Source organism: Xanthomonas euvesicatoria pv. euvesicatoria, assembly GCF_020880415.1.
GTDB classification, from domain to species: Bacteria; Pseudomonadota; Gammaproteobacteria; order Xanthomonadales; family Xanthomonadaceae; genus Xanthomonas; species Xanthomonas euvesicatoria.
Map to the genome: position 1 here is coordinate 37,064 of NZ_JAJIUJ010000115.1, position 23,795 is coordinate 60,858.

The 23,795-nt window shown below is 65.8% G+C and carries 18 protein-coding genes; 12 read left to right on the forward strand and 6 right to left on the reverse strand.

The window, feature by feature from the left end; translation table 11 throughout:
* Positions 1 to 128: 128 nt before the first annotated feature.
* Both LN450_RS20295 and LN450_RS20300 read left to right on the forward strand, forming a co-directional pair.
* Positions 129 to 3,698, forward strand: a complete 3,570-nt coding sequence (locus LN450_RS20295; RefSeq protein WP_039418849.1) for a hybrid sensor histidine kinase/response regulator — start codon at positions 129 to 131, stop codon at positions 3,696 to 3,698.
* Positions 3,699 to 4,089: 391 nt separating this feature from the next.
* The gene (locus LN450_RS20300) at positions 4,090 to 7,635 is read left to right on the forward strand and encodes a hybrid sensor histidine kinase/response regulator (RefSeq protein ID WP_039418851.1); all 3,546 of its coding nucleotides are present in this window, start codon (positions 4,090 to 4,092) and stop codon (positions 7,633 to 7,635) included.
* Positions 7,636 to 7,669: 34 nt separating this feature from the next.
* Here the strand turns inward: LN450_RS20300 and mdtD are convergent, their stop codons facing one another.
* The 5 genes from mdtD to LN450_RS20325 form a co-directional block, all read right to left on the reverse strand.
* Positions 7,670 to 9,091 (reverse strand): multidrug transporter subunit MdtD, encoded by a 1,422-nt coding sequence (mdtD, locus tag LN450_RS20305; RefSeq protein WP_014090726.1) that lies wholly within the window; start codon positions 9,089 to 9,091, stop codon positions 7,670 to 7,672.
* Positions 9,092 to 9,453: 362 nt separating this feature from the next.
* Positions 9,454 to 10,518 carry a uroporphyrinogen decarboxylase gene (gene hemE, locus LN450_RS20310; RefSeq protein ID WP_011348185.1) on the reverse strand — a complete coding sequence of 355 codons (1,065 nt, stop codon included), beginning with the start codon at positions 10,516 to 10,518 and terminating at the stop codon, positions 9,454 to 9,456.
* A 14-nt stretch (positions 10,519 to 10,532) separates the two neighbouring features.
* Positions 10,533 to 10,787 (reverse strand): WGR domain-containing protein, encoded by a 255-nt coding sequence (locus LN450_RS20315; RefSeq protein WP_005928169.1) that lies wholly within the window; start codon positions 10,785 to 10,787, stop codon positions 10,533 to 10,535.
* A gap of 290 nt (positions 10,788 to 11,077) precedes the next feature.
* Positions 11,078 to 12,190: a 3-dehydroquinate synthase gene (aroB, locus tag LN450_RS20320; protein ID WP_011348184.1), complete on the reverse strand. Its 1,113-nt coding sequence runs from the start codon at positions 12,188 to 12,190 to the stop codon at positions 11,078 to 11,080.
* Positions 12,187 to 12,729 (reverse strand): shikimate kinase, encoded by a 543-nt coding sequence (locus LN450_RS20325; RefSeq protein ID WP_011348183.1) that lies wholly within the window; start codon positions 12,727 to 12,729, stop codon positions 12,187 to 12,189. Before LN450_RS20325 ends, aroB begins: the two co-directional genes overlap by 4 nt.
* A gap of 167 nt (positions 12,730 to 12,896) precedes the next feature.
* Here LN450_RS20325 and pdxH point away from each other — a divergent pair, with 167 nt between their 5' ends.
* The 8 genes from pdxH (at position 12,897) to LN450_RS20365 (ending at position 18,855) form a co-directional block, all read left to right on the forward strand.
* Positions 12,897 to 13,496, forward strand: coding sequence for a pyridoxamine 5'-phosphate oxidase (gene pdxH / locus LN450_RS20330; protein WP_008571714.1), 600 nt, complete (start codon positions 12,897 to 12,899; stop codon positions 13,494 to 13,496).
* Between the two features lie 179 nt (positions 13,497 to 13,675).
* Positions 13,676 to 14,092, forward strand: a complete 417-nt coding sequence (locus tag LN450_RS20335) for a YjfI family protein (RefSeq protein ID WP_007965635.1) — start codon at positions 13,676 to 13,678, stop codon at positions 14,090 to 14,092.
* A gap of 12 nt (positions 14,093 to 14,104) precedes the next feature.
* Positions 14,105 to 14,878, forward strand: a complete 774-nt coding sequence (locus tag LN450_RS20340; protein WP_011348181.1) for a PspA/IM30 family protein — start codon at positions 14,105 to 14,107, stop codon at positions 14,876 to 14,878.
* A gap of 25 nt (positions 14,879 to 14,903) precedes the next feature.
* Positions 14,904 to 15,986: a potassium channel family protein gene (locus LN450_RS20345; protein ID WP_011348180.1), complete on the forward strand. Its 1,083-nt coding sequence runs from the start codon at positions 14,904 to 14,906 to the stop codon at positions 15,984 to 15,986.
* Positions 15,983 to 16,660, forward strand: a complete 678-nt coding sequence (locus tag LN450_RS20350) for a YjfK family protein (protein WP_029819938.1) — start codon at positions 15,983 to 15,985, stop codon at positions 16,658 to 16,660. The genes LN450_RS20345 and LN450_RS20350 overlap by 4 nt, the downstream gene beginning before the upstream one ends.
* 37 nt (positions 16,661 to 16,697) lie before the next feature.
* Positions 16,698 to 17,102: a DUF350 domain-containing protein gene (locus LN450_RS20355; protein WP_003489536.1), complete on the forward strand. Its 405-nt coding sequence runs from the start codon at positions 16,698 to 16,700 to the stop codon at positions 17,100 to 17,102.
* A 12-nt stretch (positions 17,103 to 17,114) separates the two neighbouring features.
* Positions 17,115 to 17,687, forward strand: a complete 573-nt coding sequence (locus LN450_RS20360) for a DUF1190 domain-containing protein (protein WP_008573065.1) — start codon at positions 17,115 to 17,117, stop codon at positions 17,685 to 17,687.
* Between the two features lies 1 nt (position 17,688).
* Positions 17,689 to 18,855: a glutathionylspermidine synthase family protein gene (locus LN450_RS20365; RefSeq protein WP_011348178.1), complete on the forward strand. Its 1,167-nt coding sequence runs from the start codon at positions 17,689 to 17,691 to the stop codon at positions 18,853 to 18,855.
* Between the two features lie 564 nt (positions 18,856 to 19,419).
* On the opposite strand, the gene LN450_RS20370 is transcribed toward LN450_RS20365, so the two are convergent.
* Positions 19,420 to 20,793 carry an MFS transporter gene (locus LN450_RS20370; protein ID WP_011348176.1) on the reverse strand — a complete coding sequence of 458 codons (1,374 nt, stop codon included), beginning with the start codon at positions 20,791 to 20,793 and terminating at the stop codon, positions 19,420 to 19,422.
* 99 nt (positions 20,794 to 20,892) lie between these two features.
* Here LN450_RS20370 and soxR point away from each other — a divergent pair, with 99 nt between their 5' ends.
* On the forward strand, positions 20,893 to 21,339 hold the full coding sequence (gene soxR / locus LN450_RS20375) for a redox-sensitive transcriptional activator SoxR (protein WP_011348175.1): 447 nt from the start codon (positions 20,893 to 20,895) through the stop codon (positions 21,337 to 21,339).
* 216 nt (positions 21,340 to 21,555) lie between these two features.
* Positions 21,556 to 23,565 carry a M1 family metallopeptidase gene (locus LN450_RS20380; RefSeq protein WP_011348174.1) on the forward strand — a complete coding sequence of 670 codons (2,010 nt, stop codon included), beginning with the start codon at positions 21,556 to 21,558 and terminating at the stop codon, positions 23,563 to 23,565.
* The last annotated feature ends 230 nt before the right edge of the window (positions 23,566 to 23,795 follow it).

Sequence of the window (23,795 nt, forward strand, 5' to 3'; positions counted from 1 at the left end):
TGCCTGCCTGCTGTAACGATCACCGTTGGCGCGCTTCTGTGTGTTGCCAGCATCAGGCAAGGTCCGCACTATGCGTGCAAAGGACACGCGAGCGCATGCTGCTACCACCACAACACCCCAGTCGTCGCATGCCGCTGAAAGCCTTGATGACGCGGGCTTTATTACTGCTTTGCCTGGCCGTCGTGTCAGGCTGGCCGAGTCTTACGCTGGCCGGCGTGCCGGTACTGCCGCAGCCGCGGCAGCTGACCGTGGCCGACGGGCTGCCATCCAACGTGGTGTACGGCTTCGATGAGGATGCCAATGGATATTTGTGGCTGGCCAGCAGCGATGGGTTAGCGCGTTACGACGGGCGAAACTTCCGTATCTGGCGCATCGAAGACGGTTTGCGCGACAACCAGATCTGGGCGGTTCACGTCGACAAGCGCAACCGGGTCTGGATCGGGACCGGCATGGCAGGCCTTGCGATGCTGGACCCCGCACGCCATCAATTCACTTTCTATGATGGTGCGCGCTATCCGGAACTTCGCGGCGCTGCGATCTGGAACATCAAGTCTACCGACGACGGCAGCATATGGTTCGGCACTGAAATGAGTGGGCTATACCGGCTGCGGCCGGATGGTTCGCTGGAGCATTTCGCACATCGTGTCGACGATCCGCGCAGCTTGCCCGACAACGCGATCTATCGGCTTGATGTCGATACCCGCGGCACACTTTGGATCGGTACCGCCGATGGTGCTGCGCATTGGACGGGTAATGACTTCGAGCGGCAGGCATTTCCGGATGGCACCGCACAGATCATCACCCGGCTAACTGCCGATGCCGATGGCAGCATCTGGATCGGGACCAGCGACGACAAGCTGTTTCGGCGCGATCCAAGTGGTCATCTCAGTCCGCACCGTTGGCAGGCACCTGCAGAATATCCGGTATTGGGCGTGTTGTTGCGCGACCAGGACGGCAGCTATTGGCTGGACACCCTGGCCGGCCTAGGCCATACGACTGGTGCGGAGGTGCGCAATGTCCCCCTGTACAGTCTGTCTGCGCACGGGCGTATCCGTCCCAACTGGGAATCGGCATATCAGGATCGCGAGGGCGGTGTATGGTTTGCCAGCCCCAACGGCGGGCTCTGGCATCTCCCCTCGAACTGGCATCGTTTCGCGGTAGTTTTCAACTACATGGACGACGGTGGCCAAGGTGGCAACCTGGCGATCCAGGGCACTGCAAAATCGCGCGATGGTCGGATGTGGTTGGTGGGCACCTCGGGCGTGCTCGAACGCGTAGATCCTGCCACCGGCAAAATCGAGCGTGTATTGCCCACCCTGGGGTCTGCCAGCTGGTCCAATAGCGTGCTGGAGGATCGCAAGGGTAACGTCTGGGTCGGGCAGTTTGCCGAGCTGGTGCGCTTTGATCCCGCTACTGGCCAGGTGCAGCACTGGAAGGCTGCAGCAAGCGGCTCGGACGCGGCTGCACAGGACGCGACACTGGACGCTTCCTTGGAAGCGCTGCAGCAGACCGCCGATGGTCACATCTGGGTCCATGCCACGCTTGGGCTACAAGAGCGGGACGAACAAGGTCGCTTGCTGCGCACCATGTTGCGCGGGACCCACGGCCTTGCAGCAGATCTGGTGGTTTACGACCTGCAGGCTGGGCCGGACGGAGCGCTCTGGCTGGCCAGTAATCGTGGTCTGCAGCGCTGGAACGCGTCGGTTGCGCGCTTCGAGCGCATTGCCGGCGCACCCGACGAACCTATCTTCACTTTTCGCTTCAGCGACAACCAGATCGCCTGGTTTGCCGGGCTAGGGAAGCTCCGCCGCTATTTGTGGAAGAACGGCACCCTGCAACATCTAGATACAGTGGGCCCCGAGCAGAACTTCCCTGCGCTTGCGCCACAGGGACTGGTGATCGACCACGACGGTGTTGCCTGGATGTCCAGTATGCGTGGCCTGATTCGCGTTGACCCGGCCACGCGGGGCGTGCGCGTGTTCGGGGTTCATGACGGCCTGCCCAATCCGCAATTCGTTGCGCGTTCTTTGGTGCAATCGTCAAAGGGCATGATCGTCGGCGCGACGCCGGATGGGCTGGTGATCTTCGATCCTGCCGAACTCAAGCCGAATGATCATCGGGTGCCGTTGGTGATCGAACGTGTGGGTCTACGTCGCGGCGAGAGCGGGCTGGATCTGAGTCATGTCACGCCTTTGGTCATGCAGGACGGCGACCGCGACTTGCATATCGTCGCCCGCCTGCTCAGCTTCGCCGACTCCGAATCCAATAGCTACCGCTTCCGCCTGAGCGGCTACGACCCGGACTGGATCGATGTCGGGCCCAGTGGCGAGCGCCTGTTTTCGCGTCTGCCTTCAGGCCGTTACACGCTGGAAGTGCAGGGGCGCACTGCAGACGGGATCTGGTCGGCGAGCCAGACCTTGCGTTTTCAGGTGTTGCCGCCATGGTGGCTGTCGCCGTGGGGCTTGAGCCTGCTGGCCCTGCTGACCGTGTGCGTGATTGCTGCAGCTATCTTGTTGTACCGCCGTCGGTTGCGTCGCTTGAATGCCTGGCAGCTTGCGGTGCACAAACAGGAAGTGGCCGAGCAGGCGTCCCTGGCCAAGACGCGTTTTTTGGCGACCCTGGGCCACGAAGTGCGTACGCCGATGACGGGCGTCTTGGGCATGAGTGAGCTGCTGCTCAAGACTTCGCTGGATCTCAAACAGCGCAGTTACACCGAGTCGATCCGCCGCGCAGGCGCGCATTTGTTGCGGCTGGTCAACGATGCGCTGGATCTTGCGCGCATCGAATCCGGGCGGCTGGAGCTGGATGTGGAGCCGTTTTCGGTGCGTCAGCTGGTGGCCGAAGTGGAGGCGTTGATGGCGCCGCTGGCGCAGGAGCGTGGCCTGCGCTTCAGCCTGGAGATCGGGCTGCTCGGCGATATCACTGCCAGTGGCGATTGCACCCGCATCCGGCAGATCCTGCTCAACCTGCTCAATAACGCGATCAAATTCACCGAGCGCGGCGTGGTCGGGTTGAAGTTGACCACGCTCGGTTCCTATCAAGGCCTGCGCTTTGAAGTGGCCGACACGGGGCCGGGCATCAACGCCGAACAGAAGGCGCGGCTGTTCCAGCGCTTCGAGCAGGGCGATGGTGCCAGAACCACCTCGCGCTACGGCGGCAGTGGTCTGGGCTTGGCGATCTGCCAGGAGCTGGCAATCGCCATGGGCGGGCAGATCGAGGTGATCAGCCGACTCGGTGCGGGGACGCGCTTCGTGGTGGATCTGCCGCTGCGCTGGGTGGCTTCCAACGCCGCGCTCGGTGGCGAGACCGCGCATGCCGAGACGGCTGTCGAGCCGCAGCGCATCCTGCTGGTGGAAGACGACCCGACCATCGCCGAGGTCATCGTCGGCCTGCTGCAAGCGCAAGGGCATTCGGTCGTGCATGCCCCGCATGGCCTGGCGGCGCTGACCGAAGCGGCCGACAACACGTTCGATCTGGCATTGCTGGATCTGGACCTGCCCGGGCTGGATGGTTTTGCGCTGGCGCGGCAGTTGCGCGTCTTCGGCTACGACATGCCGTTGATCGCCGTGACTGCACGCGCCGACGAGGTCGCCGAACCAAGCGCGCAGGAAGCCGGCTTCGACAGCTTCCTACGCAAGCCGCTCACTGGCGACATGCTGGCCGCCACCATTGCCGAAGCGTTACGCAGCAAGCGCTGACAAGCGCTGCGGATGCTCTGTCACCGGAGCAGGCATCCAAGTATCACGCGGCGTGTTCGTCCGCTCTTGGGCCGCTCGAACAGCGATGCGGGTCGCGATGGTCTGGCCAGGCGGAAGGGCGCTGCAGGTGCCCTGCCACCCGGGGCGCGGCAAGCGGTTGCGTCGCAAGCAAGTGTCGGCGGAAAGAATTGTCGGGCCCGCTTTTCGCAAGCCCTGCAACGTGCAACGGACTGACCAATGACGCTGCCGCGGGCGCCTTGCAGCCTGAGCGCGTGCGCACAACGGGCAGAGCGCGCTTGCCCGCACCGCGCGTGGCCCGCACTATGCGCCGACTTGTCGTGAAGTTGATCCGGTGCGCTTTCTATCCTGCTTGCCCCATCGGCTGCTCGCTGTGCTCTGGGTATGCCTGTGTCTGGCAGTGTTTCCGGTGCAGGCGCGGACGCCCGCAACACCGGTGCCCATCCAGCTGACGATCGCCGACGGGCTGCCGTCGGACACGATCAATCAGTTGGCCGAGGACAGACAGGGATATCTGTGGCTTGCCAGCGATGACGGCCTGGCCAGATTCGATGGCCGCAACTACCGGATCTGGCGGATGGAAGATGGCCTGACCAGCAACGTGGTCTGGACCATCTGTGTCGATGCCAACGATCGGGTGTGGATGGGCTTCGAGGACGGCGGCGTCGGCTATCTGGAAGCGAACACGCGCACGTTCAAACGACTGGAAGATCCGCAATTCCCCGAACTGCGCGACGCCACCCTGTGGTCGTTGGCACAAACGCCGGACGGGGATATCTGGATCGGCACCGCCAAGCAGGGCCTCTATCGTTATCGCCCCGACGGGCGCATGCAGCACTTTTCTGCCAAGGCGGGCGATGCCGCTAGCTTGCCGTCCGACAATATCGTTGGTCTGGAAGTCGCGCCCGACGGCGGCCTGTGGATCGGCACCTGGGGCGGGCTTGTGCACTGGGATGGTCGGCGCCTGGAGCGCGTGCCGCTTCCGGGCCCGTCCCAGTCGGTCAACCGAATGTACAAGGAGCCCGACGGCAAGGTGCTCTGGGTTGCCGATTTCGACGGCAACCCCGTCCAGTTCAACACGGTCGGGCGGCCCATGGCCCGCCGCTGGCAAAGCGGTGAGGACACCGCGCAGGTCCGGGGCGTCCTGCTCCGTGACCGGCTCGGGCGCTACTGGCTGGATACCGCCACCGGCCTGGGCATGAGTTCCAGCGACGGTGGCGTCGAACGCGTGCCGGTCTACAGTTTTTCAGCGCACGGTCTGGTCAACCGGAACTGGATCACCGCCTACCAGGACCGCGAAGGAGGTCTGTGGTTCGCCAGCCTGGAGGGCGGGTTGTGGCACCTGCCTCCGCGCTGGGACACCTTCGCGTTGTTTTCGCATCGCGCAGATGTTCCGCAATCGCTCGCCAATCCCTCGGTCGTTGCCACAGCGCCTTCGGTCACCGGCGGCATCTGGCTGGTCGGCACGCGTGGAACGCTTGAGCATTTCGATCCCGTCACCGGCCGCGTGGAGCCACGCCTGGCCCCGGTCGATCCGGAACGCATTCCCGATACGGTCATCGAAAGCAGGCAGGGAATGGTCTGGATCGGCGTGCAGGAACGGCTGGTTCGGTACAACCCGAAGACGGGCGAGGCCAGGCGTTGGCCACTGCTCGGGCACCAGGATTCCGCAGCCGATCTCGAAGATGTCGGCAGGCCTGGCAGGATGGCCGAAGATGCACAGGGGCGCATCTGGGTGGCGCTGCTGACGCACGGGGTGCAGCTGTGGAGCAGCGAGGGCCAGCTGCTCAGGACGCTCGACTACGGAAGCCACGGGCTGAAGGCGCTGACGGTCCTGGACATGCGGATCGGGCCGGATGGGCAGATCTGGCTGAGCAACAATGCCGGGCTGTGGCGATGGGATCCGCTTGCCGACCAGTTCGTTCCGGTACGCGGCGCGCCGTCCCTGCCAACCTATGTGTTTCGCCAGGGAGATGGCGGCATCGTCTGGATCGGATTGGCCGGACAATTGCGGCGCTATCTCTGGGACGGCAAGCAGCTTACGCATCTGGATACGCTGGGAAAGGACCAGGAATTTCCGATGGTCTCGCCGACCGGCCTGGTGATCGATGCCGGTGGCGTGGCCTGGGTCTCCAGTCATCGTGGGCTGATCCGGGTCGACCCCGGCAGCAAGCTGGTGCGCGTGTACGACGTGCACGACGGACTTCCCAGTTCGCCCATGCAGGTGGCCACGCTGGTGCAGGCAAGCACGGGGCAGATCCTGGGCGGCACATCCGATGGCATCGTGGTGTTCGATCCGGCCACGATGCGTCCGAATCTGCGCCGACCGCAGCTGTTGATCGAACGTGTCAGCCTGCGACGCGGCGAGCGCGAACTGGATGTCACCGGCAAGGCGCCGCTGCAGGTGCAGGACGGCGATCGCGACCTGCATATCGTGGCGCGGATGCCCACGTTCACCAATCCCGAATCCACCAGTTACCGCTTCCGCCTCAGTGGCTACGATCCGGACTGGGTCGACGTGGGCTCCACCGGCGAACGCCTGTTTTCGCGCCTGCCTTCCGGGCATTACACGCTGGAAGTGCAGGGGCGCACGGCAGATGGCATCTGGTCGGCCAGCCAGATCGTCCGTTTCCAGGTATTGCCGCCGTGGTGGCTGTCACCGTGGGGTCTGGGCCTGTTGGCGGTGCTGAGCGTGTGCGTGATCGCCGCGGCCATCTTGTTGTATCGCCGTCGGCTGCGGCGCCTGAATGCCTGGCAGCTGGCCGTGCACAAACAGGAGCTGGCCGAACAGGCGTCCTTGGCCAAGACCCGGTTTCTGGCGACGCTGGGCCATGAAGTGCGCACGCCGATGACGGGTGTGTTGGGCATGAGCGAATTGCTGCTCAAGACCACGCAGGACGCCACGCAGCGCAGCTACACCGAGTCGATCCGTCGTGCGGGTGCGCATCTGTTGCGGCTGGTCAACGATGCGCTGGATCTGGCGCGCATCGAATCGGGCCGGCTTGAACTGGATTTCCAGCCATTTTCGGTGCGTCAGCTCGTGGCCGAAGTCGAAGCGCTGATGGCGCCATTGGCGCAAGAGCGCGGGTTGCGCTTCAGCCTGGAGATCGGGCTGCTGGGCGACATCACCGCCAGCGGTGATTCCACCCGTATCCGGCAGATCCTGCTCAACCTGCTCAATAACGCGATCAAATTCACCGAGCGCGGCGTGGTCGCGCTGAAGCTGACCACGCTCGGTTCCTATCAAGGCCTGCGCTTCGAGGTTGCCGACACGGGCCCGGGCATCAATGCCGAACAGAAGGCGCGATTGTTCCAGCGCTTCGAGCAGGGCGACGGTGCCAAGACCACCTCACGTTATGGCGGCAGTGGCCTGGGCCTGGCCATCTGTCAGGAGCTGGCGATGGCGATGGGTGGGCATATCGAGGTGATCAGCCGGCTCGGCGCCGGGACGCGCTTTGTGGTGGATCTGCCGCTGCGCTGGGTGGCGTCGGATGCAACGCTGGACGGCGAGGTGGCACATGCCGCCAGCCCCATCGAGCCGCAGCGCATCCTGCTGGTGGAAGACGACCCGACCATCGCCGAGGTCATCATCGGCCTGCTGCGCGCGCAGGGGCACTCGGTGGTGCATGCGCCGCATGGGCTGGCGGCGTTGACCGAAGCGGCCGACAACACGTTCGATCTGGCATTGCTGGATCTGGACCTGCCCGGGCTGGATGGTTTTGCGTTGGCGCGGCAGTTGCGCGTCTTCGGCTACGAGATGCCGTTGATCGCGGTGACCGCACGCTCCGATGAAGCCGCCGAACCGAACGCGCAGGAAGCGGGTTTCGACCGTTTCCTGCGCAAGCCGCTCACCGGCGAGATGTTGGCCAATACCATCGCCGAAGCGTTGCGGCATGCCCGCGCGCGCGATGGGGCGTAGCCGCGGCGGAAGTGACAGTGCGCCAGTGCGGCACCTACTCGGCAACCGCTTCCACTTCCTTGGGGTGGGGGCGCGTCTCGGCCAGCTGCCAGAAGATCAACGTCGACGACAAGGTGATGCCGCCCACACACAGGAAGGTGGCATGCAAGGCGGCGGTAGCGCCATGCGTATCGCCCAGATGGGTATTGAATGCCGCCAACAGGCTGCCCGCTGCCGCAGCGCCGAAACCGGTGGCCAGCATCATCACCATCGACAGCAGACTGTTGCCGGGGCTGGCCTGGTCGCGGTCCAGATCGCGCAGGGTCACGGTGTTCATGACCGTAAATTGCAGTGAGTTCACCGCGCCGAAGCAGGCCAGTTGCACCAGGCGCAGCCACAGCGGCTGGCCGATATCGATGAGCGCAAAGCTGGCCATGGCCACGCCGACCAACACGGTGTTGAGCATCAGTACGCGCCGGTAGCCGAAGCGCCCCACCAGCTTGACCGCCGCGCGTTTGGCGGCCATGCCGGCCAGTGCCACCGGCACCATCATCAGCCCGGCATTCATCGGGCTCATGCCCAGGCCCACCTGCAACAGCAACGGGATCAAGAATGGCATCGAGCCGCTGCCCACGCGCGCGAACAAGTTGCCCAAAATGCCGATGCGGTAGCTCGCCACCTTGAACAGCGCCAGCGGAAACAGCGCGTTGGCGGTGTTGCCCGCATGCAGCCAGTAGCCGGCCAGTGCAGCCAGTCCGCCGATGGCCAGCAACATCACGAACGCATGGCGCAGGCCGAGTTCCGAGATGCCATCCAGCGCCAGCGACAAGGCCACCATGCCGAACGCCAGCATCAGGTAGCCGACCAAATCGAAGCGCCTGCGTGCATCGCCATAATGGTCGGGCATGATCTTCAGCGCGGCAATAAACCCGAGCACCCCGATCGGCAGGTTGATCAGGAACACCCAGTGCCACGAGGCGACTTCGACCAGCCAGCCGCCCAGGGTCGGGCCGATCAGCGGGCCGATCAGGGCGGGAATGGCGATAAAGCTCATCGCGCGCAGGAAGTCTGCGCGTGCCACCGTCTTGAGCACCGCCAGCCGCCCGACCGGCAGCAGCATCGCGCCGCCGATGCCTTGCACCACGCGTGCGGCCACCAATTGCGGCAGGTGCTGGGCTGCCGCGCACAGCAGCGAGCCCAAGGTGAACACGATGATCGCGGCGAGGAAGGTGCGCCGCGTACCGAAGCGGTCCGCGATCCAGCCCGAGGCAGGGATGAACATCGCCACTGCCAGCGCATAACTGAAGACCACTGACTGCATCTGCAGCGGGCTTTCGCGCAGGCTGCGCGCCATCGACGGCAACGCCGTGTTGACGATGGTCGCATCCAGCATCTGCATGAAGATGGCCAGCGACACCAGCCACAGCAGCGGCTTGATGGTGGCGTAGGCGCGCAAGGTGGGGACGGGCTGAGACATGGGGGCTTGGCCGGGGGAACGCTGCATTATCGTCTCCCTGCTGTGCACGGCACGGAACGCTGTGTGCGACGCCCGGGAATGCCTGCGTTGGCAGCCTGCGCCGCGTGCACGCGTAAGGCCGACGCTGCACGCTCAGGCAGATCGCGTCATCGCATTGGCGGCTTGGGTGCAGGAGTGAATCGCGCGACGCGTTTGATGACACAACGCGTCCGGCACCGATATATCTGGCGGCGGAGTGAATGCGCAGAGCCAGTGGGTCGGTTCAGTTGCGAAATAGGTGACTCGGCAGTGCCTACATGCACGCGGGAACTGGCACTGGCACGGGCCGGGTCCGTGCGACCCGGCCCGCTCGCCGCGGCGGCTTAGCGCTTGCTCAGGCTCTGCACCGCTTCCACCAGCACACCCACGTGCTCGGGATTCATATCCGGCGACATGCCATGGCCGAGGTTGAAGACGTGCCCTTCGCGCGAGCCGCCATTGCCTTGGGCGTAGCTGTCCAGGGTCTTGGCGACTTCGCTACGGATCGCGTCGGGCGAGCCGTACAGCGTGGCCGGGTCGAGATTGCCCTGCAGGGCAACGCGGCCGCCCGCCCGTTGAGCGGCGTCAGCCAGCGAGATGGTCCAGTCCACGCCCACGGCTTCGGCGCCGCTGGCGGCCAGATCCGCCACGTAGGCGCCGTTGCCCTTGCCGAACAGCACCAGCGGGGTGCGCTCGGCCCCGGTGCCGCGCTCCAGTTCACGCGCGATGCGGGTCAGGTAGGGCAGCGAGAATTCGCGGTACATCGCCGGCGAAAGCACGCCGCCCCAGGTGTCGAACACCTGCAGCGCCTGCGCGCCTGCCGCGCGCTGGGCGGCCAGGTAGGCGATCACCGCGTCGGTGACGGTGCCGAGCAGGTGATGCAGAAGCTCCGGCGCGTTGAAGGCCATGGCCTTGATGCGTGCGTATTCCTTGCTGCCACCGCCTTCGATCATGTAGCAGGCCAGCGTCCACGGGCTGCCGGAGAAACCGATCAAGGGCACCGAACCATCCAGTTCGCGGCGGATCACCCGCACCGCATCCATCACGTAGCGCAGCTCGGTTTCCATGTCCGGCACGCCCAGGCGGTGGATTGCGGCGGCATCGCGCACCGGGTGGCGGAACTTGGGGCCTTCGCCTTCGACAAAGTACAGCTCCAGGCCCATCGCATCGGGGATGGTGAGGATGTCGGAGAACAGGATTGCCGCATCCAGCGGGAAGCGCTGCAGCGGCTGCAGGGTCACTTCGCAGGCGATGTCCGGATTCTTGGCCATGCCCAGGAAACTGCCGGCACGCGCGCGGGTGGCGCGGTACTCCGGCAAATAGCGGCCGGCCTGGCGCATCAACCACACAGGGGTGCGGTCCACGGGCTGACGGTTGAGCGCGCGCAGCAGACGATCGTTCTTGAGCATGGGAAAGTATGTCCTCAGCGCGGCGCGTCGTCGGCGCCGCCGGTGATGAGTTGGAAACCGCGTTTGAGTTGGGTGTCGCGCGCCTTGTCGAAGGCGCGGTCCGCTTCATCCTGTTGCAGGTACTGGTCGCGTCGCAGTTGCGTGCGTCCGCCGATCTCGCCGGTTTCGCGCAGCAATTCCCAGCCACCGAACAGATCCGGTTGCAGGGTCAGCTGGACGTAGCGGAGCGGCGCGTTACCGCCGGGATCGTGTTGTAGAAGGATGCGCATGCGGCCGATTGTAGCCGGGCGCTGCTGAAGGCTGAGAGCAGTGGCGCGTCCGGGTGTGCTGGTTGCGCCGGGAGCGTCGTTGGGCGTCCACGCTTGCCGGTGCGCTCCTGCGCGAGGTTCCGACCGCCGTGCAGACGGCGGCAGGCAGTGCGTAGGAGCGCACCTGGGCGCGATAGGGATTGTCGGGAAGGCCCCATCGCGCCGGGGACGCTCCTACCAAGAGTGAGTCGTGGCGATCGACGGCAGCTGGGTGCGGGCGTCCAGCGTTCCGTGCCTTCGGCCGGCTGGCCTTATCCCGCCAGTATCTCCAGCACCGCTGCCTCTTCCACATCCGGCACGATCTCGGCCTTGCCGATGCCGCGCCACAACACCAGGCGCAGGCGGCCGGCGATGTTTTTCTTGTCCAGGCGCATGCGTGCGAGCAGGGCCTGAGGGGTCAGGCCGGGCGGGATCTCGGTGGGCAGATCGAAGTCGTGCAGCAGCGTGCGCAAGGCCTCGGTGTCCTGGGCATCGCTCATGCCCAGCGCGGCCGACAGGCGCGCCGCCAGCACCATGCCCACTGCGACGGCCTCGCCATGGTTGAGGTTGTCGTTGCCGGGCGCGCCGTAGCCTTGCTCGGTTTCGATGGCGTGACCGAAGGTGTGGCCCAGGTTGAGCAGGGCGCGCTCGCCTTTTTCCAGCGGGTCGCGCGCCACGATCTCGGCCTTGTGCTCGCAGCTGCGGGCGATGGCCTGCGCCAGCGCCGCTGCATCGCCATCGAGCAGGGCGCGGCGCTCGGCGTGCAGCCACTGGAAGAACAGCGGGTCGCGGATGGCGCCGTACTTGATCACCTCGGCCAGGCCGGCGCGCAGTTCGCGCGGCGGTAGCGTGCGCAAGGTGTCGGTGTCGGCGATCACCGCACGCGGCGGATGGAAGGCGCCGACCAGGTTCTTGCCCTGCGGGATGTCCACTGCGGTCTTGCCGCCGACCGATGAATCCACCATCGCCAGCAGGCTGGTGGGCAGCTGCACGCAGTCCACGCCGCGCATCCAGCACGCTGCCGCAAAGCCGGCCAGGTCGCCGACCACGCCGCCGCCCAGCGCGAACACGCAGGCGTCGCGGGTGGCGCCGAGTTCGGCCAGCGCGGTGATTGCAGAGCCAAAGGTCTCCAAGGTTTTGGAGGCTTCGCCGGCGGCAATGACCAACTCGCCGACCTGCAGGTCCGGCCGCGCGTTCAACAAGGCGGTGCGTACGCCGGCCGCGTAATGCGGAGCCACCTGCGAGTCGCTGAGCAGCAGCGCGTGGCGGCCACGCACATGGCCGGCCAGGCGCGCGCCGTCGGCCAGCAGACCCGGGGCGATGGTGATGGTGTAAGGCTGCACACCGTCGAGATCGACGCTGCGCGAGGAACGGGGAAGTGTCATGCGGGGGTACTCGACATGCGCCATTGCGCGGCCAGGCGCAGCACCAGCTGCGCGGTGGCCTCGGCGGGGGAAAGATGATCGGTTTCCAGGCTGAGATCGGCGACCTGGCGGTAGAGCGGCGTGCGGTGCGCGGCCATCGCATGCAGCACCTGCTCGCGGTCGGCGCGTTGCAGCAGCGGGCGATTGCGATCGCGCGCCAGTCGCGTCAGTTGGGCCGGCACGCTGACATGCAGGTACACCACGAAGCCACGCGCGCAGATGCGCTCGCGGTTGCGCGGATCCAGCACGGCGCCGCCGCCGGTGGAAATCAGTTTGTTGTCCTGTTCCAGCAGCGCCTGCAGGATCTGGGCCTCGTACTGCCGAAACCTGGCTTCGCCATGCTGCTCGAAGATGGCCGGGATGCTGCTGCCCACCTGGTCGACGATGGCCTGGTCCACATCGACGAATTCCAGCCCGAAGCGCTCGGCCAGGCGACGGCCGATGCAGCTTTTTCCGGCGCCCATCGGGCCGACCATCACGAGATTGGGTGCGGGGTTCATGCGCAGGGATCGTAGCATTCACGCCATCGGGCCGGGCCGATGGCACGGCGCAATTGCCGTCTCCAACCACGCCAACCCGCGTCGTTTCGGCGATTGGATCGCGGTGCATAGGCGAAGCGCGGGCGATGCGCCCACAATAGGCGTCCATCTGGCTGCCACGCACCGTCATGACCGATCTGTACGCAGAAGCTCTTGCCACCTTCGCCGCGCTGTATGCCGAGGCGCAGAACAGCGCCGAACCCGAAGCCAGCGCGATGACCGTGGCCACCGCCAACGTGGATGGCCGGCCGAGCGCGCGCACCGTGTTGCTCAAGGCCTTCGACGCGCGCGGGTTCGTGTTCTACACCCATCTGGACAGCGCAAAGGGCCGCGACCTGCAGACCCACCCGCAGGCGGCGCTGCTGTTCCTATGGCGCAGCCTGCGCGAAGCCGGCATCCAGGTGCGCATCGAAGGCGGCGTGCAGCTGGTGAGCGCGGACGAATCCGATGCGTACTTCGCCTCGCGCCCGCGCATGAGCCAGATCGGCGCGTGGGCCTCGCGGCAGTCGCAGACGCTGGGTTCGCGCGAAGAGTTCGATGCGGCCATTGCCAAGGTCGAAGCGACGTTCGAAGGGCGCGAGGTGCCGCGCCCGGATGGTTGGGGCGGGTTCCGGGTGGTGCCGCAGGCGTTCGAGTTTTGGTACGGCGCCAAGTTCCGCCTGCACGAGCGCTGGCGCTACGAGGCCGACGCGGCCAGCCATTGGAGCAAGCGGATGCTGTATCCGTGAGGCAGCCGCCCGGCAGGGGGCGACAAGCCAGCTGAACGGGCGGTTTGCTCGCCTGCCGCGCGCCTGACCAGCTGACTTCCGGCCCTTTCTGCCGGTCACGGGCAGTCTGTAGTATGTCCGGTCGCTGCAGGACATTCGCTGCATCACCACCACGGCATGACCAAAGGACAGGACATCGTATGACGCAGTACACCACCGTCGAATTGCACGGCCTGCTGGCCGAGCGCTACCGTGGCCAGCCAATCCAGGTCGAACTGATCGACGGCCTGGAGCCGGCCATCAATCTCACCCTGGCCGACCACGGCGACATGCAGATCCAGGTTGCCGCTTCCGGCTCGCAGGTTTTTGTGTCCACGCTGCTGGCCCATGCCGAGCACGTCAACGACCGCGCCGCCTTCAACGACGCCTGCCTGCGCCTGAATCCGCTCAACCCCTTGTCCAACCTGGGCCTGGTCCAGGTCGACGGCAAGGACCGTTACGTGGTGTTTGGCGAACTGTCGGCCTCCTCAACGCTCGACCAGATCGACGAAGAAATCCAGACCCTGGCGGCCAATACGTTGGATGCCGCCGAATCTCTCAAGCCGTTCTTTTCCTAAAGGCGTGTTGTCATGAGTATCTTTTCCAAGCTGATCACGCTGCTGCGTGGTACCGCACACGAAACCGGCCAGAAGGCCGTCGACGCCAATGCGCTGCGCATCCTGGATCAGGAAATGCGCGATGCCGGCGCCCAGCTCACGCGCTCGCGCGAAGAGCTCACCAAGCTGATGGCGCAGAGCAAGCTGGCCCAGCAGAAGATCGACGCACGCGCCGGCAAGATGGCCGAATACACGCGCTACATCGAAGGCGCGCTGGCCAAGAACGATGAAGCGCTGGCACACGATGTGGCGGTCAAGCTGGCCGCCCTGGAAAGCGAGGATGCCGGCGACAAGGCCTCCAAGACCGCGCTGGACCAGTCGGTGGTGACGCTCAAGGCCACCATCCAGAAGACCGAGAACCAGCTGCGCGGCATGCGCCAGCAGATCGATACGGTCAAGGCCACCGACGCGGTGCAGAAGGCGCAGGCCGCCATTGCCGCGCGCCACTCCGGCGCCAGCAGCAAGATGGGCTCGGCGCTGGAATCGCTGGAGCGCATCAAGGCGCGCCAGGCCGAAACCTCGGCGCGCATCGAATCGGCCGAAGAACTCGAAGCGTCCACCGGCGATGGCGATCTCAATCGGCGCCTGGCGGCGGCCGGCCTGATGGAAGGCGAATCCAACGCCGCTGCGGTGCTGGCACGCTTCAAGAAGCCGGCCGCGCAGCTGGGTCACGAGAACGCCGGCGGCACCGCGCCGCTGATTGGCCAGGTGCGCGACGTGCAGCAGGTTCCGCGCAGCGACAGCTGATCCATCGCACGGCACAGGATGCGCCATGATCATCGTTGGACGGCTGTTGCGGGTCCTGCGGCGCCACGTGCGCCGCGTCAGCTGGGGCATGGTGGCGCTGGCACTGCTGGCGCACATGGGGCTGAGCTGGTTGCTGCTGCTGTGGGCCGGCGAGCACAAGCTCGTCGGCCTGGACGCATTTCCGTACTACTACATGACCACTGCCACCACCATCGGCTACGGCGACCTGTCGCCGGGTTCGGTGGCCGGGCGCTATATCGCCGCGTTCGTGTTGATGCCGGGCGCGGTGGCGTTGTTCGCCACGGTGCTGGCCAAGACCAGCGGCGTGCTCATCACTTTCTGGAGGCGCCACCACATGGGCAAGATGGCCTATGCAGACCTGCGCGGGCACACCATTCTGATCGGCTGGCAGGGCGCGGCCTCCACGCGCCTGCTGGAATTGCTGCTGTCCGACACCGCCACCGATGACGAAGGCGTGGTGCTGATCGCCGAGGGCGTGGCGGAAAACCCGATGCCCGACCACATGCGCTTCATCGCCGCCGAGTCGTACACGCACACCGAGGTGTACCTGCGTGCCGGCATTGCCGGCGCGGCGCGGGTGATCGTCAACCCGCCCTCCGACGACCAGACCCTGGCGGCGGTGTTCGCGTTGATGGCGCATGCGCCGGCCGCGCATGTCGTGGCGCACTTCGATTCGGCCAGCGCGGCGCGATTGGTCAACTGCCATTACCCGGCCATCGAGTGCACGCGGCCGATGACCGCCGAGATCCTGGCACGTGCGGCGCAGGATCCGGGCAGTGCGGCGCTCACCGCCGAGCTGCTGTCGGTGGACGATGGTCCCACCCAGTTCAGTCTTGTTGTGCCTGCGAATGTGCAACCGCTGGATTACAGCCGGCTTGCGGCCGATTTCGGCCAGCGTGGCGCGTTGCTGCTGGGCCTGCGCGCGCCCGACGGCGCGTTGCGCTTGAACCCGCCAGCACGCACCGCTGTCGCCGCCGGTGCCATGCTGTATTACCTGGCCGAGCAGCGCGTGCCGGCGCACGCCATCGCGTGGCCGGCCATGCGCAGCGAGGCGTCCCCCATTTCTACATCGCCACAAGGTGTCTGACGATGAGTTTTTTCAACAAGTTGTTCGGTCAACCGCAACCGCCGCCGCTGCCCACTTCCGGAAGTGGCGCGATCGGTCACGCGCTGCCCCTGGGGCTGCGTGTCGGTGGTCAGGTGGAGATCGACACCACCCTGTACCGCATGGCGCCGGAGGCCATGACCGCCGAGTTGCCGGGCGGGCACCAGGGCATTCCCTGCTACGGTCACGTCAATCTGGGCGATGGCTATGCGCTGCATCGCTTCTACCTGGACGACGATGCGTTCCTGCAGGTCACCACCGTGGGGGGCGATCTGGAAGCGATGAAGGCCTTCGTGTATTGCGAAACGGTGAACCCGCCCAGCAAGCAGGCGTTTCAGGAGTTCGTCATGCAGCATCCGCACCTGGGCGCGGCGCAGATCGAGTACGCCGGCAAACAGTGGCAGCGCGCAACGCAATCCACCGATGACGCGTCACGGATTCCGCCGATCGCCTACGACGAAGTGCTGTACCGCTACCAGCCGCCGCGCCGCGATGGCGATCTGACCCATTACGCCATGCTCTACAGCCGCGATGTGCCGGAGCTGCAGCGCGAAGAATTCCTGCTGGTGACCGGCGAAGATTCCGGCCCCAACGAATTCTGCGTCACCTATGCGGTCGGTATCGATGTCACCGTTGCCGATCTGGATATCACCTGAGCGCGCCCGCGCGTCTTCCACCCACCTTGGTCCTGTCATGAATCCGATCAATCTGCAGAGTTTTCTCGCGTTTCTTTCCTATTTCGGTACCGGCCTGGGTGTGCTGATCGTCTCGGTGGTGCTGGTGACCCTGGTCACCCCGCATAAGGATTTCACCTTGCTGCGGCAGGGCAATGTGGCAGCGGCCACCGCGCTGGCCGGCAACCTGATCGGCGTGGCGCTGCCGCTGCATTCGGCCATCACCCATTCGGTGAGCCTGATCGACGCCCTGATCTGGGGCCTGGTGGCCTGCGGCATCCAGGTGGTGGCCTACCTGCTGGCCAATCTGGTGGCTGGGCGCATCTCGCGGCAGATCACCGACAACATCACCGCCGCCGGTATCTTTTCGGCCGGCGTGTCGATCGCGGTGGGGCTGATCAATGCCGCCGCGATCACGCCGTAACGGAGCGCGGGCATGAAGCGATCACGCAATCTCAAACTCACCCTGATGGCTGCGCTGCCGGCCGCCTTCGTCACCGGCTGCGGCTCGGAGCCGGAGACCGGTGTGGTGCTGCAATCGGCGTCGGACTGTTACCAGATCAAGCAGGAACAGTCCGATATCCAGCAATGCCTCAAGGCCTACGACGAGGCGGTGGCCAAGCATCAGCAGGCCGCGCCGCGCTTCACCACGCGCTACGAGTGCGATGAACAGTTCGGCAGCTGCACGGCGATCACCAATCCGCAGGGGCAGCAGAGCTGGATCCCGCCGATGGGCGGTTTTTTGCTGGGTTATGCGCTGGGCAACATGAGCGGCGGCGGTTACCGCTATGGCGGCTCGATTCCGCTGTACCGCGATTACCGCAGCGGCGGTTACTACAAGCCCAATGGCGATCTGGCCAGCAACCGCATTGGCACGGTGCGTGGGCGCAGCGGCGCCATCGACATGCCCACGCGCGCCATCACCGTGTCGCGTTCGGGCTTCGGTTCCAGCGCGGCGGCGCGCAGTTCGTTCGGCAGCGGCGGGCGCAGCTCGGGCTTCGGCGGCTGACATGCAACGCATCCTGATCCCCGAACGCGCGGACTGGCGCACGCAGGCCGAATCGCTGGGCTTCCACTTCCACACCATCGACGGCGAACCGTATTGGGACGAAAGCGCCTACTACGCGTTTTCGCTGCGTCAGATCGAAGACGACATCGAAGCGCCCACGCAAGAGTTGCACGACATGGCGATGCAGCTGGTGGACGAGGTGGTGGGCTCGGAAGCGCTGATGACCCAGCTGGCCATTCCGCCGTTCTACTGGGACTGGATCGCCAACTCCTGGAAAGGGCGCGACCCGCATCTGTATGGCCGCATGGACCTGGCGTATTCGGGCGATGGCCCGGCCAAGCTGTACGAACTCAATTACGACACGCCAACATCGCTTTACGAATCGGCCTACTTCCAGTGGTTGTGGCTGGAACAGCAGATCGCCAGCGGTGCGCTGCCCAAGGGAACCGATCAGTACAACCTGATCCAGGACCTGCTGTGCGAAACCCTAGGCGCGCTGGCCGTGGATGGCGCGATCGGTGCGCAGATGCATTTTGCGGCGGTGCGCGATTCGCTGGAGGATCGCGCCACCGTGCGTTACCTGCGCGACTGTGCGCATCAGGTGGGCATCAGCACCGAGGAAGTGGCCATCGAAGACATCGGCCTGAGTGCCGAGGGCTGGTTCACCGACGAACAGGACCGGGTGATCCACACGCTGTTCAAGCTGTATCCGCTGGAATTCATGATGGAAGAACGCTTCGGGCCGGCATTGATCGCCGACCGGGTGCGCCTGATCGAGCCGGCATGGAAATCGGTGTTGAGCAACAAGGGCATCCTGCCGCTGCTGTGGGACCGCCATCAGGGTCATCCGAATCTGCTGCCTGCCCGCTTTGCGCAGGCCGGTGAGGCACCAACCGCAGGCTGGGTGCGCAAGCCGCTGCTGTCGCGCGAGGGCGCCAACATCGCGCTGGTGACGGCGCAAGGCGAGGCCGCGCACACCGATGGCCCGTACGTGGACGGCCCGGCGATTCTGCAGGCGCATCACCCGCTGCCGGTGTTCGACGGGCGCCATGCGTTGGTGGGCAGCTGGGTTGTGGCGGATCGTCCTGCCGGACTGGGCATGCGCGACGACGCTGGCCCGATCACCCGCGACACCTCGCGCTTCGTGCCGCACGTCATCACCGATTGATGTGTATCGGCGGGTGCATCGCCAGTGCGAAGTAGCGGTGCCGCTAATTGGAGCAGGCCGTCCTTTGCGGCACACCTGCAGACGGGTGTGGGGAGCCATGCCCAGGGGGGCGGCGGCGACAACGCCACCGCGCCGGCTCCGCCGGTCGCGCATGACAGATGCGCCAGCGCCGCGCAAGGCCTCAGGCGCATGCAAGGCGACGCATCTTTTCCACATCCCCTGTGGATGGAAGTTGCACAAGGCTGTGGACAAGTGCGCGCAGGCCCCGGCCTGCAACGCTGTCAAGATGGGTGGCGAAAAAATGACCAGCGGTTCGAGGGGGACTTTTTTCGTGTGTGGGTCCATGCGATCCCGGCAGGATCGGCAAAGTGGTCGGCGCTGGTAACGCTGTGGTCTCGGGCCGGCATCGAGCGACCCTCTCGATGTGGTGAACCTGGAGATCACGTCGGTCTTTGCGACCCGCCAAGCCTTGGGGCTCATTCGCGTGCTGCCATCGACCGGCCACGTTGCCTCGGCAATGTGGTATGGCGTCACGTCGATGCCGCGTAGTCGCCGCGGACGCCATCACACCCGCCGCGCCACAAGAAAACTCGCCACCGCCAGCAACCACGCCAACGCGAACACGCTCAGGTAGGCGGCGCGCGTGGCCGACGTCAGCAGCGCGGCGAACACTGCGCCCGCCAGCGCCAGCATGGCCGCCACCGCGATGGCTTCGCTCAGTTGCAAGGCAGAGCTGTTGGCGCCTTGCTGGGCCGGTGGCGACAGCGATAGCATCACCGCCGACAGGCTGGGATACAGCAGGCCCATGCCCAGGCCGGTCAGCGCCCAGCCGGCAATTGCCAACGGCACAGGAATCGGCGGCCACACCGCACCCGCGCTGATCGCAATGCCCAGCGTCATCAACAGCGCGCCGCTCTTGAGCAGGCGAGGGCGCGACCAACCGGCGCGGCTGTGGCCCTGGTACCACGAACCGCCAAACCAGCCCAACGCACCCACGCTCAGTGCCACGCCGGCCAGCAGCGGCGAAAGTCCGCGTTCGCGCGACAGCAGCAGCGGCAAAAAGGCTTCAAAGCCGAAGAAGGCGGCCGCCGCAATGCCACGCAGCGCGATCACGCTCGGCAAGCCGCGCGCAAGCCGCAACGTACCAGCCGGCAGCAGGCGCCAGGCGCAATACGCGGTGAGCAACACGGCCGGCAGCATTGCGCCCGGCGCCAGCATGCCGTGCAGTTGCCCGCCCAGATACACGCCAAGCACGCCCATCGCCGCTCCGATAGCCCACCCCATCGAGGCGGTTGGCGCGTCGGACCGGTCGCGTGTCCAGGCCTGTCCGCGCAGCGCCGGCCACAGCAGTAATCCAGCCGGAATCGCCAACAGCGGCACCGACAAAAATACCCAGCGCCAGCCCAGGTGCTGCACGATCAATCCGCTGATGCCCGGCCCGATCAACGAGGGCACCACCCACCCGGCCGAAAACGCGGCAAACACGCGTGGGCGCAAGACCTCCGGGTACAGCCGCCCCACGATGACGTATAGGGCCACCGAATAGGCGCCGGCCCCCAGCCCCTGCAGCAAGCGCCCGGCGATCAATATCGGCATGCTCGGTGCCAGGCCGGCGACCAGCAGGCCGACCACAAAGCACAACAGGCCGGCAGCCAATGCACCGCCAGGACCGGCCCGGTCGCTCCAGCGTCCGGCCGCCGTCATCCCGATCACGCTGGTGGCCAGCGCGCCGCCGAACGCCAATGCATACAGCGGCAGCCCGTTCAACTCGCGCGCCACCGTCGGCATGGCGGCGGCAACCGCCAGCGACTCGAACGCGTTGAGCGACACCAGTGCCACCATGCCCAGCGTCGCCGCGCGGTAAGGCGCGGCCAGGATGGAGGTGGGCTGCGTTTGGATGGACAGCACTGCGGCAGTGATCGGTCTTTCGGTAGGCATCGAAGATCCAGGAAGGAAACGTGTATCGAGCCTTCAACGCTACTTGCACCGGTGAAGGCCGCGCAGCATCCTGCCTCAACCTAAGTTGAGGTCAAGGCAATGCAACGTGAGTTGTCCGTGGGCGAGGTCGCCAAGCGCAGTGGTGTTGCGGTGTCGGCGCTGCACTTCTACGAGCGCAAAGGCTTGATCAGCAGCCTGCGCACCGCCGGCAACCAGCGTCGTTATGCGCGCGATGTGCTGCGGCGTATCGCGGTGATCCGCGTGGCCCAGCGGCTCGGTGTGCCGTTGCAGCAGGTGCACGATGCCTTCTCGGTACTGCCGGACCAACGCACACCGACGCGTGCGGAGTGGGCGCGCATGTCGGCGCGTTGGCGGAGCCAGCTGGACGCGCGCATCAATGAACTGCAGGCCTTGCGCGACCAGCTCACCGACTGCATCGGCTGCGGCTGCCTGTTGCTGCGCCGCTGCCGCCTGAGCAATCCGGACGATGCCATGGGCCACAGTGGTGAGGGGGCGTTGCGATTGGGTGGCCTGATGGCGGAGTAAGTCGGCCTGGCCAGCCGGCCCGTCGCACCGGGCCGAGCGGGGAGGGCCGGCGTCGCGCGGGCGCTCTGCGCGTGAGGTGCGTGACTGGGCCTCCGCCAGAGCAGCCATCGGCGGCCACCTCCCAAACCTCAGGCAGCCGCAACCGGGACCAATGGCATTCCCGCGCGCGGCAAACTGCGCCGTAGGATGGGAATTCCCTCCGCCGCAGGATTTCGCATGTCCCCCACCGTGCGCCGATCACTCACCGTTGCATTGTCGCTGGCCTGCGTCGCTGCGCCGGCGCTTGCGGCTGCCGCGCCAGCCAACGCCGCTCCCGCTGCCACGCCTGCGCCGGCAAGCGAGTTCGATCCGCTGGCCCTGTTCGCGCCCCTGCAATTGCCCGACGCTCCGAATAGCTACCGCAACGGCAGCGGCGTACCTGGCCCGGCGTTCTGGCAGAACCGCGCCGATTACGATCTCAACGCAAGCATCGACCCGGCAACGCATTCCCTCAGCGGCGAGGCCGCCATCACCTACACCAACCACAGCCCCGACACGCTGGACGTGCTGTGGCTGCAACTGGACCAGAACATCTACCGCGCCGACGCGCGCGCTGCCGCCAGCCGGCCGCTCAAGCGCAAGCAGTTCACCGATGGCATGCAGATCGCCAGCGTCGAGATCGATCAAGGCGGGCGCCGCCAGCCGGCGCGCTTCATCGTCGACGACACCCGCATGCGGGTGGATCTGCCGCAACCGCTGGCCGGGCAGGGCAAGGCGCTCACCGTGCACATCCGTTACCGCTACACGATTCCCGGCACCTGGGGCGGGCGCACGGCGGTCAGTGCCAGCAAGCAAGGCGAGATCTACGAGATTGCGCAGTGGTATCCGCGCATGGCGGTGTACGACGATCTGCGTGGCTGGGACACGCAACCGTATCTGGGATCGGAGTTCTACCTGGAGTACGGCAATTTCGACTATGCCGTGACCGTGCCGGAGGGCTTTCTGGTCGCCGGCTCCGGTGCGCTGACCAATCCGCAGGACGTACTCAGCCGCACCGAACAGCAACGCCTGGAACACGCCCGCAGCAGCGACCGCACCGTGTTGATCCGCACGCCTGCCGAGGTAATCGCAGGTACGGCCAAGCCGGCGGGCAAGGGCACGCAAACCTGGCGCTTCCACATGGATCACACCCGCGACGTCGCATTTGCCGCATCGCCGGCGTTCGTCTGGGATGCGGCGCGCATCAATTTGCCGGGCGGCAAGCACGCGCTTGCGATGTCGGTGTACCCGCTGGAAGGCGTGGGCGCAGACAAGTGGAACCGCTCTACCGAATACGTCAAAGGCGCCATCGAGCATTTTTCGCAGTGGTATCCGTATCCGTGGCCGGCAGCGATCAACCTGGGCGGCTATGGGGCCGGCATGGAATATCCGGGCATCGTCTTCGATGGTTTCGAAGACGGCGGCAAGGACCTGTTCTGGATCACCGCACACGAAATCGGCCACACCTGGTTCCCGATGATCGTCGGCTCCAACGAGCGCCGGCATGCGTTCATGGATGAAGGTTTCAATACCTTCATCGACGTGTATGCATCGGATGCGTTCAACAAGGGTGAATACGCGCCCAAGCGCGATTCGGAATATGCGCCCAAAGGTGGCAACCCGGTCGACGAAATCCTGCCGTTACTGGCCGACACCCACGCGCCGACGTTGATGGACAACGCAGATTCCAACAGCGAGACCTATCGCCATCCGCTGACCTACTTCAAGGGTGCTCTCGGCCTGGTGCTGTTGCGCGAGCAGATCCTGGGACCGGCGCGTTTCGATCCTGCATTTCGCAAATACATCGCCACCTGGGCTTACAAGCATCCCACGCCCTCGGACTTCTTCCGGCTGATGGAAAGCGAAAGCGGTGAGGACCTGTCCTGGTGGTGGCGCGGCTGGTATCTCAACAATTGGCAGCTGGACATGGGCATCGCCGACGCGCATTACGTCGACCACGACCCGGCCAAGGGAGTGCAAGTCACATTGCGCAGCCGGCAGAAGTTGGTGATGCCGGCGACCCTGCGTGCGGACCTGGCCGATGGCAGCCACCTGGACCGACGCATTCCGGTGGAAACATGGCTGCAGACCACTACCCCCACAGTCACCGTGCCGACCACCCAGAGGGTGCTGCACGTCACCTTGGACCCGGACCATGTGCTGCCAGATGCCGACCGCAGCGACGCGCGTGTGGACATCACCGGCTGAGCATTGCGCGAGCGGGGTGCCGACGTGGCCGCAGCGCGGTCGCGTCGGTGGCTGCGTGCGGCAACCGCCGACGAAAACGGAAACAAGCGCCTGCGTTGATCACCGGGCGAGCGCAGCAGTTGCCCGGCATCGATCGGCAGCAGAGGCCGTGGCTCCTGTGCGATGAGGATGGGTTCGCCCGACGACAAATTAGTGCGTTCGTTGTCTGCCCGGACGCGGCGCAATCGATT